General features: G+C 60.1%; 17 protein-coding genes. 3 read left to right on the top strand and 14 right to left on the bottom strand.

From position 1 onward, the window contains the following. Positions 1-20 precede the first annotated feature (20 nt). A complete protein-coding gene (ilvD, locus tag AB3N21_RS04295; RefSeq protein WP_367934044.1) occupies positions 21-1,853 on the top strand; it encodes a dihydroxy-acid dehydratase in 1,833 nt (610 codons plus the stop codon). Between the two features lie 271 nt (positions 1,854-2,124). Here ilvD and AB3N21_RS04290 read toward each other — a convergent pair whose 3' ends face one another. Next, a complete protein-coding gene (locus AB3N21_RS04290; protein WP_367934043.1) occupies positions 2,125-2,943 on the bottom strand; it encodes a sulfotransferase family protein in 819 nt (272 codons plus the stop codon). Between the two features lie 146 nt (positions 2,944-3,089). Here AB3N21_RS04290 and AB3N21_RS04285 point away from each other — a divergent pair, with 146 nt between their 5' ends. Continuing rightward, positions 3,090-4,667 carry a DUF5928 domain-containing protein gene (locus AB3N21_RS04285; RefSeq protein ID WP_367934042.1) on the top strand — a complete coding sequence of 526 codons (1,578 nt, stop codon included), beginning with the start codon at positions 3,090-3,092 and terminating at the stop codon, positions 4,665-4,667. Positions 4,668-4,673: 6 nt separating this feature from the next. On the opposite strand, the gene AB3N21_RS04280 is transcribed toward AB3N21_RS04285, so the two are convergent. From AB3N21_RS04280 to AB3N21_RS04225, 12 genes are all read right to left on the bottom strand, one after another. After that, positions 4,674-5,531 carry a CopD family protein gene (locus AB3N21_RS04280; RefSeq protein ID WP_367934041.1) on the bottom strand — a complete coding sequence of 286 codons (858 nt, stop codon included), beginning with the start codon at positions 5,529-5,531 and terminating at the stop codon, positions 4,674-4,676. Between the two features lie 7 nt (positions 5,532-5,538). After that, complete coding sequence (locus AB3N21_RS04275; protein WP_367934040.1) at positions 5,539-5,877, bottom strand: copper resistance protein CopC; 339 nt, start codon at positions 5,875-5,877, stop codon at positions 5,539-5,541. Positions 5,878-5,886: 9 nt separating this feature from the next. Next, entirely contained in the window at positions 5,887-6,312 is a 426-nt protein-coding gene (locus AB3N21_RS04270; protein WP_367934039.1) for a cytochrome c, read from the bottom strand. Between the two features lie 63 nt (positions 6,313-6,375). Continuing rightward, positions 6,376-7,020: a DUF1523 family protein gene (locus AB3N21_RS04265; protein ID WP_367934038.1), complete on the bottom strand. Its 645-nt coding sequence runs from the start codon at positions 7,018-7,020 to the stop codon at positions 6,376-6,378. 11 nt (positions 7,021-7,031) lie between these two features. Next, positions 7,032-7,298, bottom strand: coding sequence for a hypothetical protein (locus tag AB3N21_RS04260; protein WP_367934037.1), 267 nt, complete (start codon positions 7,296-7,298; stop codon positions 7,032-7,034). A 1-nt stretch (position 7,299) separates the two neighbouring features. After that, the gene (locus AB3N21_RS04255) at positions 7,300-8,640 is read right to left on the bottom strand and encodes a DUF6638 family protein (protein WP_367934036.1); all 1,341 of its coding nucleotides are present in this window, start codon (positions 8,638-8,640) and stop codon (positions 7,300-7,302) included. Continuing rightward, complete coding sequence (locus AB3N21_RS04250; RefSeq protein ID WP_367934035.1) at positions 8,637-9,128, bottom strand: hypothetical protein; 492 nt, start codon at positions 9,126-9,128, stop codon at positions 8,637-8,639. The genes AB3N21_RS04255 and AB3N21_RS04250 overlap by 4 nt, the downstream gene beginning before the upstream one ends. Next, the gene (locus tag AB3N21_RS04245; protein WP_367934034.1) at positions 9,125-11,056 is read right to left on the bottom strand and encodes an ATP-binding protein; all 1,932 of its coding nucleotides are present in this window, start codon (positions 11,054-11,056) and stop codon (positions 9,125-9,127) included. The genes AB3N21_RS04250 and AB3N21_RS04245 overlap by 4 nt, the downstream gene beginning before the upstream one ends. A 56-nt stretch (positions 11,057-11,112) precedes the next feature. Continuing rightward, positions 11,113-12,231: a hypothetical protein gene (locus AB3N21_RS04240; protein WP_367934033.1), complete on the bottom strand. Its 1,119-nt coding sequence runs from the start codon at positions 12,229-12,231 to the stop codon at positions 11,113-11,115. A 33-nt stretch (positions 12,232-12,264) separates the two neighbouring features. After that, entirely contained in the window at positions 12,265-12,639 is a 375-nt protein-coding gene (locus AB3N21_RS04235) for a hypothetical protein (RefSeq protein ID WP_367934032.1), read from the bottom strand. 6 nt (positions 12,640-12,645) lie between these two features. Continuing rightward, the gene (locus AB3N21_RS04230) at positions 12,646-13,725 is read right to left on the bottom strand and encodes a hypothetical protein (protein ID WP_367934031.1); all 1,080 of its coding nucleotides are present in this window, start codon (positions 13,723-13,725) and stop codon (positions 12,646-12,648) included. 235 nt (positions 13,726-13,960) lie between these two features. Then, positions 13,961-15,169 (bottom strand): aminopeptidase P family protein, encoded by a 1,209-nt coding sequence (locus AB3N21_RS04225; protein ID WP_367934030.1) that lies wholly within the window; start codon positions 15,167-15,169, stop codon positions 13,961-13,963. Between the two features lie 262 nt (positions 15,170-15,431). Here AB3N21_RS04225 and AB3N21_RS04220 point away from each other — a divergent pair, with 262 nt between their 5' ends. Beyond that, positions 15,432-16,907 (top strand): NAD-dependent succinate-semialdehyde dehydrogenase, encoded by a 1,476-nt coding sequence (locus tag AB3N21_RS04220; RefSeq protein WP_367934029.1) that lies wholly within the window; start codon positions 15,432-15,434, stop codon positions 16,905-16,907. On the opposite strand, the gene AB3N21_RS04215 is transcribed toward AB3N21_RS04220, so the two are convergent. After that, positions 16,904-17,305 carry a globin domain-containing protein gene (locus tag AB3N21_RS04215; protein WP_367934028.1) on the bottom strand — a complete coding sequence of 134 codons (402 nt, stop codon included), beginning with the start codon at positions 17,303-17,305 and terminating at the stop codon, positions 16,904-16,906. The two genes, AB3N21_RS04220 and AB3N21_RS04215, sit on opposite strands and share 4 nt — an antisense overlap. Between the last annotated feature and the right edge of the window lie 13 nt (positions 17,306-17,318).

Below are 17,318 nucleotides of genomic sequence, written 5' to 3'. Positions count from 1 at the left end.
GGCAAAAGGGAAACAGCATCATGCCATTGTACCGATCCAGAACCTCTACCCATGGCCGCAACATGGCCGGTGCCCGTGGCCTGTGGCGCGCCACCGGCATGGGCGACGACGATTTCGGCAAACCGATCATCGCCATCGTCAACTCGTTCACCCAATTCGTGCCCGGCCACGTTCACCTGAAGGATCTGGGCCAAATGGTCGCCCGCGAGGTTGAGGCCGCTGGCGGCGTCGCCAAAGAGTTCAACACCATCGCGGTGGATGACGGGATTGCAATGGGTCATGACGGAATGCTGTATTCCCTGCCCTCGCGCGAAGTGATCGCGGATTCGGTCGAATATATGGTCAACGCACACTGCGCCGACGCGATGGTCTGTATCTCGAACTGCGACAAGATCACCCCCGGCATGCTGATGGCCGCCATGCGCCTGAACATCCCGGCCATCTTTGTCTCAGGCGGACCGATGGAGGCCGGTAAGATCGACATCGCCGATCTGGATGCCAAGAAGATCGACCTTGTGGATGCAATGGTGGCTGCCGCGGACGACAAATACACCGATGAACAAGTCCAGCACATCGAGGAAAACGCCTGCCCCACCTGCGGGTCGTGCTCGGGCATGTTCACCGCGAACTCGATGAATTGCTTGGCCGAAGCGCTGGGTCTGGCGCTGCCGGGCAACGGCTCGACCTTGGCCACGCACGCGGACCGCAAAGAGCTGTTCCTGGAGGCCGGCCGCCGGATCGTCGAGATCACCAAACGTCATTACGATCTGGACGAGAAAGGCTTTCTGCCGCGCGAGATCGCGACCTTCGACGCGTTTGAGAACGCCATGAGCCTGGACATCGCCATGGGTGGGTCGACCAACACGGTGCTGCACCTGCTGGCCATCGCCCACGAAGGCAGCGTTGATTTCACCATGAGTGACATGGATCGCCTCAGCCGCCGTGTGCCCTGCCTGTGCAAGGTCGCGCCCAACACCGAGAACGTGCATATGGAAGACGTCCACCGCGCCGGTGGCATCTTCTCGATCCTCGGCGAGCTCAGCCGCGCGGGGCTGCTGCATGAAGAGTGCAGCACGGTGCATTCGGCCACAATGGGCGAGGCGATTGCCAACTGGGATATCAAAATCGCCAACAACCCCAAAGCGCAGGAGCTGTTCAAGGCCGCCCCCGGCGGAGTGCGGACGACGCAAGCGTTCAGCCAGTCGAACCGGTACAAAGAGCTGGACACCGACCGCGAAGGTGGCGTGATCCGCTCCAAGGAGCACGCCTTCAGCCGGGATGGCGGTCTGGCGGTTCTGTTCGGCAATATCGCGCGCGATGGCTGCATCGTGAAAACAGCGGGCGTGGATGAAAACATCCTGAAATTCACCGGCTCGGCCTATGTCTGCGAAAGCCAGGATCAGGCCGTCAGCGACATCCTGACCGGCAAGGTCAAGACGGGCGATGTGGTCGTGATCCGCTATGAGGGGCCGCGCGGCGGTCCGGGGATGCAAGAGATGCTCTATCCCACCAGCTATCTGAAATCCAAAGGCCTGGGCAAAGCCTGCGCACTTCTGACCGATGGGCGCTTTTCGGGTGGCACATCGGGCCTGTCGATCGGCCATGTCTCTCCCGAGGCGGCCGAAGGTGGCCTGATCGGGCTGGTTCTGCACGGCGACACGATCGAAATCGACATTCCGAACCGGTCCATTCACCTGGCCGTGGATGACGCCGAGCTTGAGGCGCGCCGCAAGGCTCAGGACGAAAAGGGCTGGCACCCGGCTGCGCCGCGCAAACGCAAGGTATCCACTGCGCTCAAGGCCTACGCCAAACTGGCCACCAGCGCGGCAAAAGGGGCCGTGCGTCAGGTCTGACCTCGGATACCGGCCCGCCCAAGCCGCGGGCCGACTTCGCTTCACCAACCCGGCGATTCTTTCAAGGGCCATCGCCCTCCCGCGCCCGCTGCATGTCGTCGGCTGACGCCGACACCCCTTGCGGACTTGGGCCCGGCACCGCGCTTTTGCGCGGTGCCGGGCCCAACGGGAGGAGGGTATCGCAAGATACCTGACGACGGGCGGGAGCCCCCCGGGACCCCGGTCTCACCAACAATTACCTGAATGCTCAACAATGCGGCGGAGCGGGGTGCTATTCGCCCAGCTTCGCGTGCACTTCGTCCAAGTCAATCTCGTCGATGGGCATCTTGTTCCCGGGATTCTCGAAATCGTATTTGAACAACTCGAAGTCGCGTTTGTAGATCTCATAGACCAGATGCATCGACAGATCGTCGAAATAATCCTCGACCGGATGCGCGCGCGTGGGACCGTGGCCTTCTGATTCGTTGAAGCGGGGGATCTCTTTCAGGTCCACCGAGTGCGGCGTCTGGATGTGATCAAGGACATCCTGCATGCCGTCGTTGAACGCCTCGGTCCAGAAAATCCGGTCATACTGTCCACCATTGGCGATAAAGGTCGCAACATGGCCCGACATGGCCGACCAGTGGATATCCGGATCCATGGGACGCCGCCACCGGATGGTGTCGCGGGCAAACAGCAAAAACCGCCGGAAGCTCTTGATCTGATCGAACTCCTGCTTGCCATCGTCTCCACCGACCTCGATCCCGTAATTGTAGATCAGCGTCGGCACCAGATTGCCCCGGTACCGCTTGCCGTTGCGCTGAATGCCACAGATCTTGTCGAAGAAGGAGCTGAGGATGCGGGTATACGGGTTGCGCACGCAGGTGAACGCATAAGACTTGTGCGACTGCACATTCCGGGTGATCAGATCCTGGCTGTTCTCCAGCGCCCATTTATGCATCCCCGACTGCGCGTCGTGAATGTCGCCGTCAAAGAACGTGCCATGGTCCGAGTAAAACATGATCTGACCGATGGTCGAGCAGGCACATTTCGGCACCACGCGGTACACCACGCTTTCGCTTTCCGTCATCCAGGTGCCGGGAAACCCCATGCGCCGCGCCTCCTCAATCTTTTTTGCTCTCGAACCGAGCCACAGACCTGCCCGCATCAAAAAACCAAAGAAATCCTGTTTATTCAATTGCTGATCGGCTTTATCAAAGCCATTCAGGAGCAGAAACAGGGGCCATCGTTTCGAGAATGGCGAAAGTTGCCTATATCCTTTTGTGCCACAAGGACCCGGAAGCGATCATAACGCAGGCCGAGCAGCTTACGGCCGTGGGCGATTGCATGTCGATCCATTTCGACGCGCGGGCGCGCTCTGCCGACTACAAGCGCATCGTCGATGCGCTGGCGGACAATCCGAACGTCACCTTTGCCCGCAAGCAGATCAAATGCGGCTGGGGCGAGTGGTCGCTGGTCGAAGCGACACTTTATGCGATCGAAGCGGCGGTTGACGCGTTTCCAAGGGTTACGCATTTCTACATGCTCTCCGGCGATTGCATGGCCATCAAGACCGCCGAGTACACGCACAACTTCCTTGATGCCCAGGACAAGGATTTCATCGAAAGCTACGATTTCTTTGAAAGCAACTGGATCAAGACCGGCATGAAGGAAGACCGGCTGATCTATCGCCACTATTTCAATGAACGCACTCAGAAGTGGTGGTTCTACACCGCCTATAACCTGCAGAGGCGGTTCGGCCTGACCCGCGACGTGCCTGCCGACATCCAGGTCATGATCGGCAGCCAGTGGTGGTGTCTGCGCCGCCGCACCATCGAGCAGATACTGGATTTCACCCGCGACCGGCGTGACGTGATGCGGTTCTTTGCCAGCACCTGGATTCCGGACGAGACGTTTTTCCAGACCCTCGTGCGTCACCTGATCCCCGAACGCGAGGTTGAAAGCAGGACGCTAACCTTCCTGATGTTCTCGGACTACGGAATGCCCCTGACCTTCTACAACGATCACTACGATCTGCTGCTCAGTCAGGACTTTCTGTTTGCCCGCAAGATCAGCCCCGAGGCGCTGGAGTTGAAGACGCGGCTGGGTCATCTGTATGCCTCCGAAGGCGTCGAGTTTCAGATTTCGAACGAGGGGCGCAAGCTCTATGCGTTTCTGGCCGGCCGGGGCCGGATCGGGCGTCGTTTCGCGCAGAGATTCTGGGAGACCGAGAATACACTGGGCCCGGAACGCGAATTGATGATCGTAATCTGCAAGAAATGGCACGTAGCCAAGCGGCTGCTGGATCAGATCACGCAGGTCAGCAACGTGCCGGCGATCGAATATCTCTTCAACGAAGAGGATACCGCGCTGCCCGATCTGGGCGGTATTCAGACCACCCTGCAAAAGCGCCAGCGCCATCGCAGATCACTGCTGCGGATGCTTTTCGACTATTTCAACACGGACCGGATGATCATCTGCCTCGACCCGTCCAGCACCGATTTGATGCACGATTTCTGCTCGGACGCCGCGACGACCCGGCTGCTCGAGATCGAATGCGAATATTCCGACGACTATCTCGCCGGGCACGCCCAGCGGGTCGGGCTGGCCGGAGAGCAGACGGCCCCGGCGGCGCTCGAGCGGCTGCTGCCCACCATTCGCAACGATATTGCCTATGAATCCGACCAGATCCGCAGCGGAGGCTTTGCCAATGTCGGCCGGATCAGTGAAACCCGCTCGCGTGAGGAAAACGCCGAACAGTTGGCGGAGTTCCTGTCGATCACCGAGGAACACGCCATGCAGGTGATGCAGATAGACTACCTGTTCAGCGACTAGCTGGCCTCAGATCGGCTCTGGCAGGCTGGGCCCGCCGGTCAGGATTGCCGTCACCAGCAGAACGGCTGCGGCAATAAACATCTCTAGCCGCACTGAGCTGACGAGATGCCGCGCCGCCTGCCGCTCTCCCCGGCGCATGGCAGGTACAAAGCGCAGCTTGTTGGCGGCGCCGAGGCCGAGCAGCACGGACACCAGCACTAGCTTGCCGATCAGAACCAGCCCATAGGCCGAGGTCAGGGCCGACAGCGATCCGAGCAGGCCCCACGCCATGACCAGCCCGGCCAGCAGCAACAACGGCACAACCACCGCAGCGATCTGACCGAACAGGTGGCCAACGCGGGCGGCTTCCTCGAAATAGGCCTCTTCCCGTGCAAGGCGGAACAGCGGCGGCAGAACCCCGATCCAGAACGCGATTCCCGCAAGATGGAGCCCCAGCACTACCCGCAAACCCGGCCAGTCTGAGCTGGCAACGTGGCCCGACTGCGTGAAGGCGGCGATCAGGATGGCAGCCCCGATCAGGTCCAGACCCCGACCCGTTATCAACCCGATCAGGATCAGCGCCAGACCAGCAACCCGCAGCACCAACTCGGTGCCAACCGGAGTTTGCCACAACAGCATGAGCATTTCCGGATCGGTCAGGCCCGAGGCGTCTCCGGTCAGCGCCGCTGCCCGCAGAGCGAAGCCTAAGGCAGTCAGGACCAGGGCCAGCACGGCGCATACCGCGATCTGTCGGGCGGTCGCAGCCTGCACCTGCGCCGGAAACGGCCCAAGAAACGCGCCCACGACAACGAGCCCCATCGCCAATAGCGCCGAGGCATAGAACAGAAAACCGACAGCTATTGCGCTGAGTGCCCAGACATCCATTCCGGTCTTACTTCACTTCGAACCCGAACTCGCCCTGCATGACGTGCCCATCCTCGCCCAAGCCCCGCCAGTCCACCTGGAACAGCCCGGTGCCGGACACATCGACCGGCAGCATGAATTCGGTGCCAAACCCCTTGTGTTCGCTCAAATCCAGCGACGTGCCGCTGTCCCCGAGCGTCAGTTCCACACGGGTCAGGCGGATCTTCTTGGTGAAGGTCAGCACCACTTGCGACGGCATCTCGGCCAGCACGTCCCCATCGGCTGGGGCGCTTTGTTTGATCACTGAATGCGCCAGCGCCGGCATTGCAATCAGTACCATCAGAGCGGCAATCAGAACCTGTTTCATAGCGACCCCCTATTGGATGCCATTGGCCTGTTGGGTCTCCCGAATATAGGCGACGATCATGGCGACGTCGCCCCGGGAAAGCCCCTCGACCGGGGGCATGTTGCCAAAGGGCCAGTGATGCGCCTGCACACCAAGTGCTACGGCCCGCTGGAATGCCTCGTCCCCGTGATGAGATGGCTCGTAGATCTTGTGGATCAACGGCGGTGCCACACCCTGCTGCCCCTGCGCATTCTCGCCGTGACAGGAGGCGCACTTGGCCTCGTACACGCGGGCGCCAATCTGCGCATTCCCCGAATAGCTGCCCGGCGGGCTGACCGATGCCATCGGGCCCTCATCAGCGGTTGCCACATCTGAACCAGTCGGCTGTGCCCTGTTCCACAGATAGGCCCCGGCCAGACCGGCCAGAACCACGACGATCACTGCGATTCTCTTCACGCTGCACTCCTCACATCTGCTGACCCCGGTTCTCGGCGTTCCAGCAGGGGGAGGGTCAAGAGCCTATTTCGACTTCCAGCTATCCAGCCAGCGACGAAAGCGGCCGCGGCGCTCGTCGATCGCCTCACCGGCAGCATAGAACCCGTCTTCGACATTTTCGATCATCGGGTCGATCCGCGCCACGCGGAACCGGCGCCAGCGGACCCAGATGGCCCAGAGGATGGCAAAGAAGATGATCAGGAAGATGATGTTAAACCACGGGATGATGCGCGCATCCGGCCCCTCGACCGGCTTGATCGACACAGCATTGGGGAAGATCGACAAGAACTCGTTGCGCCAGCCGTAATGCGTGACTGAAACCCATTCCGGCGCATCCTTGGTCGAGATCGCATCGTTGGCCTCGGTATACAGGTTGGCGGTGTCGAACTTGAAATAGGGCGGCCAGCTCCAGCCTGTATCCTCGTTGCGGTAGACGATGGGGCGCCCGTTGGCCCGCACCGCTTGAATGAACTGCACATCCCGGTTGATCAGGTTTGCCGACTGATCGTCCGGCACCGCCCAAAAGATGCGGGTCCAGTCGTTCAATTCCTGCCGTTCCTCATAGGTGTTGACGATCCGCACCACGTCATGCTGCGGCAGCGTGTATTGCAGGAACGCGCCAAGCGTGATCCAGAAGATCAGGATGAACGCCCATTTGACATAGCCCATGGTCCGGGTCCTCACATGAAATTCACAACATAGATCAGGGCCGCGATCGCAACCCACGGCACGATAAAGACCCCGAGGATCAGCTTGCGGCGGAACGAGCTGTCATAGGCCTTGAGCCCGCGCACCACAAATGCCTCCTCATCCCCGGTCCGGCCTTTCTCCCGCCAGCGCGCCCTCAGCTTGCTGCGCCGCACAGCGCGGGAATAGAGCGACAGGGCCACATAGGCAATCGTCTGCAGCACCAGCAGAACCAGAACCAGCCGCATCACTCCGAACATATCAGCCCCTCCTTACCGCGCCCCAGGGGCCGACACGGCGGATGACCTGCTCGGACGCGCGGTCATCGCCGCTCATATCCTGCTCGTGCCCGAACAGTGCGGCCCGGGCACCTGCCTTGTCCACCTGATACTCGCGCGCAAGGAAATCAGCAACGAAGGCCTTCTTGGCCTCGGGCCAGGCGGCGTAGGTGCGATAGAACAGCTCCTTGTGGCAGATGAACAGCTGGCGCACGTCCAGCGGCGCCAGTTCCGCCAGCAGCATGTTGACCAGATCGCGCTGAGGCGTGTCGGCGGCGCGCAGCGTGTAGAAATAGGCCGGATGGTCCGAGGTGATGCGCGGCCATGCCCCGCCGTCGCTGGCCCAGCGCAAGAGCTGCGCCAGCCCGTGATACGCCTCGGGCAACCGGTCCGCATGGTTGCGGGCCAGCCGCCGCATGTCACTGCGGTCGAGCCCGGTCAGGTCCAGCCCCGCATTGGCGGCGGTGTCGATGGTGATGAAATCCATCTTCTGCTGCAGGATCGCCACCGCGTCGATCCCGCGCGCCTTGACGATGGGTTCCACCAGATCGTTGTAGTCGAAGAACTTGGCGATACGGTTCCGCTGCGAGAGGTCAAAGACATATTTGACCGGCATCTCGCCCTCGGGCTTTTCGCCGGAACAGATCATCGCCGGGTGGTCGAGATCGGGGAACAGGTACAACCCGCCATAATGCGCGGTCCAGAAACTGCGCTGCTCGAACACGGTGTGTTTCAGCCGCACCGGGTTGCGGGTCACGTCTCCGGTTTGTTTCGCCGTGTCGATCATCTGCGCGATCAGCACGTCGTCGAACCAGGCATCCTCTTCGGTTTTGAACCGCTCGACCATACCCGCCAGTTGCTCGGCCTTGCGCAGGGTGCCGCCAGCGGTGTCGGCCTCGATCTCGATCTTTTGCAGGTTGAACAGATCGCGGGCCGACGTGAGTTTGATGACCGAGTTCACCAACTCGCCGGCCACCGCATCGGTGGCGGTCAGGGCAAAGAGCTGCGCCTCGTTCATCTCGATGAATTCGCGCAGGATATCGCGCGAGGTCGAGAATTTGACGTTCAGCAGAGGCGCCCGTTTCTGCTCGGTCGTCAGCAGGATGAACTGCCGGTTGACCCCGTTGGGGTTGAGGTAGAGCTCATCCTCCAGCTCAATCCCCACCTCCGGCGAATAGCCCGAGATATCGACGTGGAAATCCGTCAGCGCCGTGGTTTTGCCCGACAGATGCTGCAGCGCTCGGTTATAGCGCTCGACCAGAGCCGGGCTGGAGATGTGGACGAGGTTGCCGAACATCAGGCCTTTTTCGATGAGGCGGATCATTTGACCTCTGCCATCGAGATTTCCTGCTTCACTTTTTGCCATTCCTTTCGAAGGAACTTCTGCATAATTTTGGTTAGTTCTGAAAAGTCGAACTCTTTGCCTTCGGACAAACAATCAAACATATTTATTAGCGTTTTCAAAAGTGGGGCGAAGTCCTCGTCCTCTTGGTTTATGAGCAACATTATACGACAGATTTTCCTAGACATTTCTTCAACGCGCTCTTTTTCAACTGGGTGAGTTGCCCTTGCTATCGAAAGAACTTCGGCGAATTCGTCTCGCAGAGACTCTATCCAGTCTCTGCGAAATTCGGACATCTTCAACGCTTTTTGCAGTTCTCTTTGTTCTTGTCTGTCTTTGGCAGTTCGCTTTTCGGAAGCTAAGGTCGTCAACCAAGTCACAATTAGAGTCAGGACAGGTATACCTACGGTTACAACCAGGGCCTGATGGCTGATGATCCAATTGTTTACTTGCTCCAACCCTCCGATCACTCCTTCCCCTCCAGATACCGCCGCTTGGCCTCTTCCATCCGGCCCATCTCACGGACGGCGTTTTCGATGGCGACCTCGTCGCTCTTGTCGGCATAGCGGAACTCGCTGTCGGCGTAGCGGTTGATCTCTTGCATCACCATCTCGACCGTGATCGGCTGGCGCAGGTCGTCGATCATCGCCTTCTTGGTGTCGTAATCGCGGAACAGGAACAGGTCGGGGTTTTCCATCCATTCGTCGGGCAGTTCGAAATCCATCGCACGGACCTTGACTGCGTCGGTGATGTTCTTGATCGCACGGCCAGTGAAGCGCTCATCCGCCTGTTGGATCGCCTTGAGGTAGGTGCCCAGCTTGGCGATGGTGTCCATCTGGCCAATCTCGCCCGAGACCCGGTCATAGACCTGCAACAAAGCGTCCTCATGCGGGCGGGCGTGGCTTTCGAAACTGGCGGCGACGGCTTTCTTGATCTCCTGCGCGGCATAGGCTTCGTGTTCGCCCAGCGGGATGTCGTGGTTGCGGCCCATCAGCAGGTGCAGGATGTCGATGTAATCCTCGCGCGTCTGCGGCCCGTCCACCAGAAACCGCGCGCCCGCCCGCTGGCGCAGGGCGTCGTCAACATTTTCGGGGTAGTTCGAGAACATGCCAAAGGTGCAGTTGCCGCGCACGACGGTGTTGGCGCCCGCAAAGCTCTCCATCAGCACAGCGGTGATTTCCAGCTGCCCGGCCGAGGACTGCCGGTCGCCACGTTTGCCCGCCAGCTGGTCGATATCGTCAATGGTGCCAAAGCCGATGACCGAGGGGTCGATGATCGTGTTGATAAAGGCCTTGGCATTCTGGCCGGATTTGCCCTGATAGCTGTCGATATTGTCGGTGCTCAGGTTCTGATAGCGGAACGGATAGCCTGCGTTCTGACAATAGTCGTTGATCAGTCCGGCCATCATCTGGATCAGCGTGGTCTTGCCGGTGCCGGGTTTGCCGTCGCCCATGAAAGTGAAGATGAACCCGCCGAGTTCCGCGAAAGGATTCAGGCGGCGGTCGAAATCATAGGCCATCACCATCTTGGCCAGCTTCATCGCCTGATATTTCGCGATATGGTTGCCGACCACCTCATTCGGTTTCTTGAACGTCATGGTCAGCGTGGTGGATTTCGCCTTTGACGCCGGTTCAAAGCCCCGGATCGTCAGATCATCGGCCTCGATATGCCAAGCGGCGTTTTGGAACGGGGCCAGATGGCTTGCGGACCCTACGCGCAGGGTGACTTTGTCCATCAGTTGTTCGGCATAGGCGCTGGTGGCGGCGATCAAGTGGGCGTCGTCGGGGGCGTGTTTGGCCAGCATTTGGTCCAGCTCCCACAGAGCACCGTGCAGGGCCAGTTGGCCGTTGTCGGTCAAGACCTCTTCGATCTCACCGATATCGACGGTGGTTTCGCCCAGATGCGAGGACATCAGGTAGGCCAGCGCGTTGCCGAAGGTATGAGAGGTGATCAGAGCCTCCGCCGTAAGCAGTTCTGAAAACTCTGCCTTGCGGGCGGCGGGCAGATCACCTGCGAGGTTCGCACGTTTCAGATCGGCCAGCAGCGTCTGTTCTGTATAAGCCTCGGCCACAGCCAGTGCGATAGAGATGGCGCGGCGGATTGCCTGCTGCGTGGTGGCCTGAGGCGGCGACACCAGCGTGTCGCCATCATCTGACGCTTCGATCCGCTCAACTAGATGCACTCCGTCTGCGCGCACGCTGCGACGGGTCACAAGACCGGGTGTGGTGGATCGGAACCGGCGCGTGATCGACACGCCCGGAGACCGCTCCACCGCAGCCTCAACGGCTTTGGCAATCCTAGGCGCGTGCTCAAATCCGCTCAACAAGGCCGTCGCAGCGGGATAGTGCTTACGAATATCCGCCTCGCGCAACTCCATCTGATCTGACGTCAAACCCATCTCAAAACCGCCCTTGCTTCATCTTTTCTAAAATACTCTCGCCGAAGGCGAAAATCTCAATACCGCAACACCTGCCCGGCTTTGCTGACGACAAACTTGCGCACATCGCCAAAGCCCGGCGGGTTGCGTTCGACCAGCACCTGAAACGGGCGCTGGGGCAGGATGATCGAGCGCTGGGTACGGGTGGCCCCGGTTTCGGCCCCCTGCCCGCCAAATGGGTCCAGCGCAAAGACCTCACGCTCGACGGTCGAGAACCACCCAGCGCGCTCTTCGATGACCTCTTCGCTTTCCAGTTCCTCGGTGGTCCAGGCCAGCGCCCAGTCCTGACCCTCGGGCGCTTGCGCGTCCTCCAGCACCTGCCGCAGGGGGCCGGATTGCTCGGTATAGGCCGAGGAATACATCGGCCCCACATGGATGCGGCGCATGTGTTTGGGATGCAGGTCGTCGAAATCCTGATCGAAGCCCTTGGCGATGGTCACCAGTTTCAGCCCGCCCAAGGACTGCGCCATCAGATGCGCCTGTACCTCGGGCCAGCGGCGCTGATCCTTGGGCAGGGCGGTTTTGCCGCTGTCCTCCAACTGCATCAGGTAGATGACCGGCAGGTTGATCTGGCTGTCATAGACCGCCCAATGGATCAGGAACTTGCGCCGCTCGCCCTCATTCCCCATCCAGTGGCATTCGGGGTCGTTGCGGGCCCAGAACAGCTCTCCCTTCAGCAATTCCTCGTAGTAGAGCCTTTGGGACAGCGCGAATTGCAGCTTGGTGGGGATGTCCCGGTCGCCGATGATGGTGCGGACCATGTCTGTTTTCAGATCATCCTCGGACGGCATATTCGCCAGATGCACTTGCGCCTGCTGCGCGTCATTGGCCATGGTCAGCAACTCGGCCGCCACCGGAAACCCGCTGTCGCGCTTGTCCATGGCGAGGCTGCCAAAAAACCGCCCCGTATCGCGCCCGACCAGCAGGTATTTCATGCTGAGCGCGCGGAAGGTGTAGAGCAGCCCCGAGAGGTGGCGCGATACGATCCGCACCTCTTGTTTGCTGATCGCACCCTCTGCCTCCATCGTCGCAGCCACGCGCAGCAGGTGGACGGTGATCACCTCGAACTTGCGGAAATAGCGGCGTGAGGCGAAGGTGTCGGTTAGGCCGACATGGTCTTGGGTGGGGTTAGTCATTTGCGGTTCTCGGCAGCCTTTCAACTTCTGAAATCACTGCCCTTCATCCTTGACGGAAGGCACTCTTCCGAATGCATCAAGTTCAAAGAAGCTAAAGAGCATATTAGCCTCCGATTGGCGCACATTGAAGAACTGTGGCTCGCGGCTCCGAATGGTGTGAGCAGTCATTAAAAAAAGCGCGCGGGCTAGGTTTCCGAAGCACCCTACCAAAACAAACAGAATTGCTAGAAAGACTGCCGCGAACAAAATCCCGTTTATGTCGTCCTGACTGGCGACTTGAAATGGCGCGTCAGCACCAATGTCCGCCAGAGAAACACCACGGCCAGAGTACAACGAGACGAGTCCCCCTGCAATCGTGATCAAAGCGCCCAAAACGCCAAATTTGCGAAATACCTTCCAGCTCCACATCAGGGGTTAACCCCCATACAAATTCTTATCATGCTTCTCGACAATCGACGCGAAGCGGCGGGCAAAGCGCTCGTCCGCCTTGGCCTTTTTCTCCAAAACGTCGCGGGCAAACACCATGTGGTCCTCATGCGCCTCAAGCATGTCGGCCATCTTCTGGTTGGTCGCGGTGCCGATGGCGGCCATGGCGGTTTGCGCCTCCTGATCCGTCTGCACACCAATCTCGTTGATGCGGTGGGCCACGTCCTGTTGCTGCGCAGTTTTCAGCGATTTGGTCAGGGCGTCATACAGCACCACGCGCTGCTGCGTGTCTGTCTGCAGCTTGTTGATCAGCACCATCTGCGTCGCCGCCTGGTTCTGCAGTGAATCGACCCAGGTCTTGCCCTTTTCGATATAGCGCTCCAGCGTCTGCGACTTGGCCAGCTTGACCTGCTCGTCTTGAACCTTGGCGTTGTATGCCTTGTTCAGATCCGCCAATTCGGTCTCGAGCTTTGTACGTGCGGCGGCGTCCTGTTCGACGCTGATCTTATTCTCTAGCTCGATAATCTTGGGGTCCATCGCGAGGATTTCGGCGCGCACGCCCTCCAGCTCCTGCACCGTGAATTCCCGGTCATCCAGCGTTGAAGTCAGGTTGGTTTCGACCTTCTCGCGCTGCTCTTCCAGCACCGCCAACTGCCCCTCCAGCAGCTTCACGATCACGTCCGATTTGGCGATCAGGTCCTGTAGCTTGTCGTCGATATTGGCACCACGCATCCGTTCCTGCCGCAGAGACTCGGACTTACCCTTGGAAAAGATGCCGACAAAGCTCTCCCACCCGGTTTTCGAGCGCATCTCGTCGAAATCCTTGGAAAAGGCCGCCGTGACATCGTCCAGCCCCATGATCAGCTCGGCAATATTGGCGTTCATCACCTCGGTATGGGCATGCACGTCCTCAAGCGTGGCGTTCTCGATGTCGATATCCGCCTCGGCCGTCCCGATCTTGCCCCGCGCCGCTTCGATCCGGCTGGTCAACCCCTCGATCTGCGACTGGCTCTCTTTGACCCGACGCTGAGTTTCCCTAATCATCATCTCGAATTCGGTGTCCGACATCCCGCTGCATCCTTTTCTTGTTATATCACTAACAGATAGGGAATGTTACGAGCGCTTACATCCCCTGAATTGCAATTTTCACACGAACTCTGGCAAACCGACCCCAAAAAGAAAAGGGACTTGGCCGTTAATCATGCAGCACGACAACGACAAAAGACCGCCCGATCCCGGACGGCCTCCTTCTTCTTGTTAAAGTATGGTCGCCGAAGGTCTGGCCCGTCCGGGCCAAACCTGTTCAGCCAACCACGTTGAACTCCGGCCCGTAAGGATAGCCGGTGATGTTCTCGTTACCATCCTCGGTGATGACCAGAATGTCGTGCTCGCGATAACCGCCCGCGCCCGGTTCGCCATCGGCGATGGTCAGCATTGGCTCCATCGAGATCACCATGCCCGGCTCGAGCACTGTGTCGATATCCTCGCGCAGTTCCAGCCCCGCCTCACGGCCATAGTAATGCGACAGCACCCCGAAGGAATGACCATAGCCAAAGGTGCGGTATTGCAGCAGGTCGCGATCAGCGAAGAACTCGTTGATCTTGTGGGTGACCTCGGCACAGCTCACGCCCGGTTTCAGCAAGGACATGCCATATTCATGGGCGGCGACATTGGCCTCCCAGATCTTCAGGCTGGCCGGATCGACCTCTTCCACGAACATGGTGCGCTCCAGCGCAGTGTAGTAGCCCGAGATCATCGGGAAGGTGTTCAGCGACAGGATGTCGCCCCGCTGCAGTACACGGCCGGTCACCGGGTTGTGGGCGCCGTCGGTGTTGATGCCCGACTGGAACCACACCCAGGTGTCGCGGTATTCGGCATCGGGAAAGCGCTTGGCGATCTCCAACTCCATCGCATTGCGGCCAGCCATGGCCACGTCGATCTCGCGCACCCCGGCCCTGACTGCGTCGCGGATCGCATAACCGCCCACATCCGCCACCTGTGCGCCGTGCCGGATCAGCGCGATCTCGGCGGGGGACTTCATCATCCGCTGGCGCATGGTGGTTTCGAACAGATCGACCATCGCCGACGGTTTCAGGAAATCCTCCAGCTTATCGCGCTGCAGCAGGTTCAGGTGGTCGCTTTCGTACCCGATCACCTGCCCCTCGCCGGTTACCGACTTGATCGCGCGCCAGTAGTTGTCCCGCTGCCAGTCGGTATAGGTGATGCTGTCACCGTGGCTCCAGCGCCAGGGTTGACCTGCATCGATACCGGCACTGATGGTGATGCTCTCAGTCTCGGTCACTACCAGCCCGTAGGGCCGCCCGAAGGCGCAATAGAGAAAGCCCGAGTAGTAGGCGATGTTGTGCATCGAGGTGAAGACGGCGGCGGTCACGCCTGCCTCGGCCATCCGGGCGCGCAGCCCGGCAAGGCGTGCCTCATACTCGGCGGCCTCAAACGGCAGCTTGGCCGGCTGGCCGTTATGATAACGATAGAAGTCAGGACGTGCGGTCATGACAGACCCTCCTTTGCAGAAAGGTCCCGGCGTTCAGGACGGAAAACGGGCGCATGCCGCACGGCATGAGGCGACGCCATCGCCAGGGCCCGCGCGCAATCTGGCGCATCCTGCGGAGTCGATCAAGCGTGACTTTTGCCACTTAACTTGTTAAGTTAAATATGATCAAATCTGGATTGATTTCACATTCAGAGTGGCCATAGACAAACACCGCCCCACCTGTTTGGGTGCGCGCAACTGAATGCTAGCCGGAGGCTCAACCATGCTGGACGCAACAACCGATCTGAAATCGCTCCTTTCGAAGCCAGAGTTGATGGTGACCAAGGCCTATATCGGCGGACAGTGGGTCGATGGCGACCATGGCACCTTTGCGGTGACCAACCCGGCGCGCGGCGATGTGGTGGCCGAAGTGGCGGACGTTAGCCGCGCTCAGGTCGCGGGTGCCATTGCACAGGCCGAGGCGGCCCAGAAAGAGTGGGCGAAGTACACCGGCAAGGAGCGTGCCTCGATCCTGCGTCGCTGGTACGACCTGATGATGGAAAACGCGCAGGATCTGGGCCGCATCCTGACCGCCGAGCAGGGCAAACCGCTGACCGAGGCGGTGGGCGAGGTCGCATACGGCGCGTCATTCATCGAGTTCTTCGGAGAAGAAGCCAAGCGCATCTATGGCGAGACCATCCCCGGCCACCAGCGTGACAAGCGCATCACCGTGCAGAAACAGCCGATTGGCGTGGCCGCCTCGATCACGCCGTGGAACTTCCCCAACGCAATGATCACCCGCAAGGCGGGCCCGGCACTGGCCGCAGGCTGTGCCTTTGTTGCTCGCCCGGCGGCTGAAACCCCGCTGTCGGCCTTGGTTTTGGCCGCACTGGCTGAAGAGGCGGGCATTCCGGCAGGGGTGTTCAACGTGGTGCCCTCATCCCGCTCAAGCGACATCGGCAAGGAGTTCTGCGAGAACCCTGGCGTTCGCAAGCTGACCTTCACCGGCTCGACCGAGGTGGGCCGCATCCTGCTGCGGCAAGCCGCCGATCAGGTGATGAAATGCTCGATGGAGTTGGGCGGCAACGCGCCCTTCATCGTGTTCGACGATGCCGATCTGGACGCCGCGGTCGAAGGCGCGATGCTGTGCAAGTTCCGCAACAACGGCCAGACCTGCGTCTGCGCCAACCGCATTTATGTGCAGGCTGGGGTCTATGACGCCTTCGCCGCCAAGCTTAAAGCCGCCGTTGAAGCTTTGCAGGTGGGCGATGGACTGACCGACGGCACCACCACCGGCCCGCTGATCAACGCCGAGGCGGTCGCCAAAGTGCAGGAGCACATCGCGGACGTCACCGCCAAAGGCGGCGCGATCCTGACCGGCGGTTTGCCGCATGATCTGGGTGGCACATTCTTTCAGCCAACCATCGTGACAGGCGTCACACAAGACATGATGGTCGCTCAGGACGAAACCTTTGGCCCCCTCGCCCCACTCTTCAAGTTCGAGGACGAGGATGACGTGATCGCCATGGCCAACGACACCATCTTTGGCCTTGCGTCCTATTTCTACGCCAAGGATCTGAGCCGGGTCTACAAGGTGGCCGAGGCGCTGGAATACGGCATCGTCGGGGTTAACACCGGCATCATCTCGACCGAGGTCGGCCCATTCGGCGGCGTCAAGCAATCCGGGCTGGGCCGCGAGGGCAGCCATCACGGCATCGAGGATTATCTGGAGATGAAATACGTCTGCATGTCGGTCTAACCGGGCCGGGCCATCATCCCGGTCAGGCGGGTGACGGCCTCGTTCCACGCGCCTTCTTCCTCGGGCGTCAGATCGTCCCCCATCACATCCCGCAGCGCGGCCATCAGCGAATTGGCCGCGCATTGCAATTGCGTTGCACTCAGGTTGAACCGCGCGTGGCTTTCCGCCAGCGCGGTGCCGACATCGTGAAAGCTGCCCTTATCAATCAGGCTGCGGACTGACGCCGCAAGCATGGTGGCGAACATCTCCTTCTGCACCATGAAGTCGCCGTGAAACAGCCCTTCGGCCTCGGGCATGTTCTTGAAAAGATGGCGATAAAACCGCTCGGTCAACTCGCCCTTGCGGGCAAAAACGCGGGCAAAGCTGTTCTGAACCAGGGAAATCGGAGCACTCATCATCGCGTGTCAGCCT

Source organism: Ruegeria sp., assembly GCF_040830605.1.
In the GTDB taxonomy this organism is placed as follows: Bacteria; Pseudomonadota; Alphaproteobacteria; order Rhodobacterales; family Rhodobacteraceae; genus Ruegeria.
The sequence above is the reverse complement of the archived record's forward strand: the minus strand, read 5'-3'. Positions and strand labels throughout refer to the sequence as shown.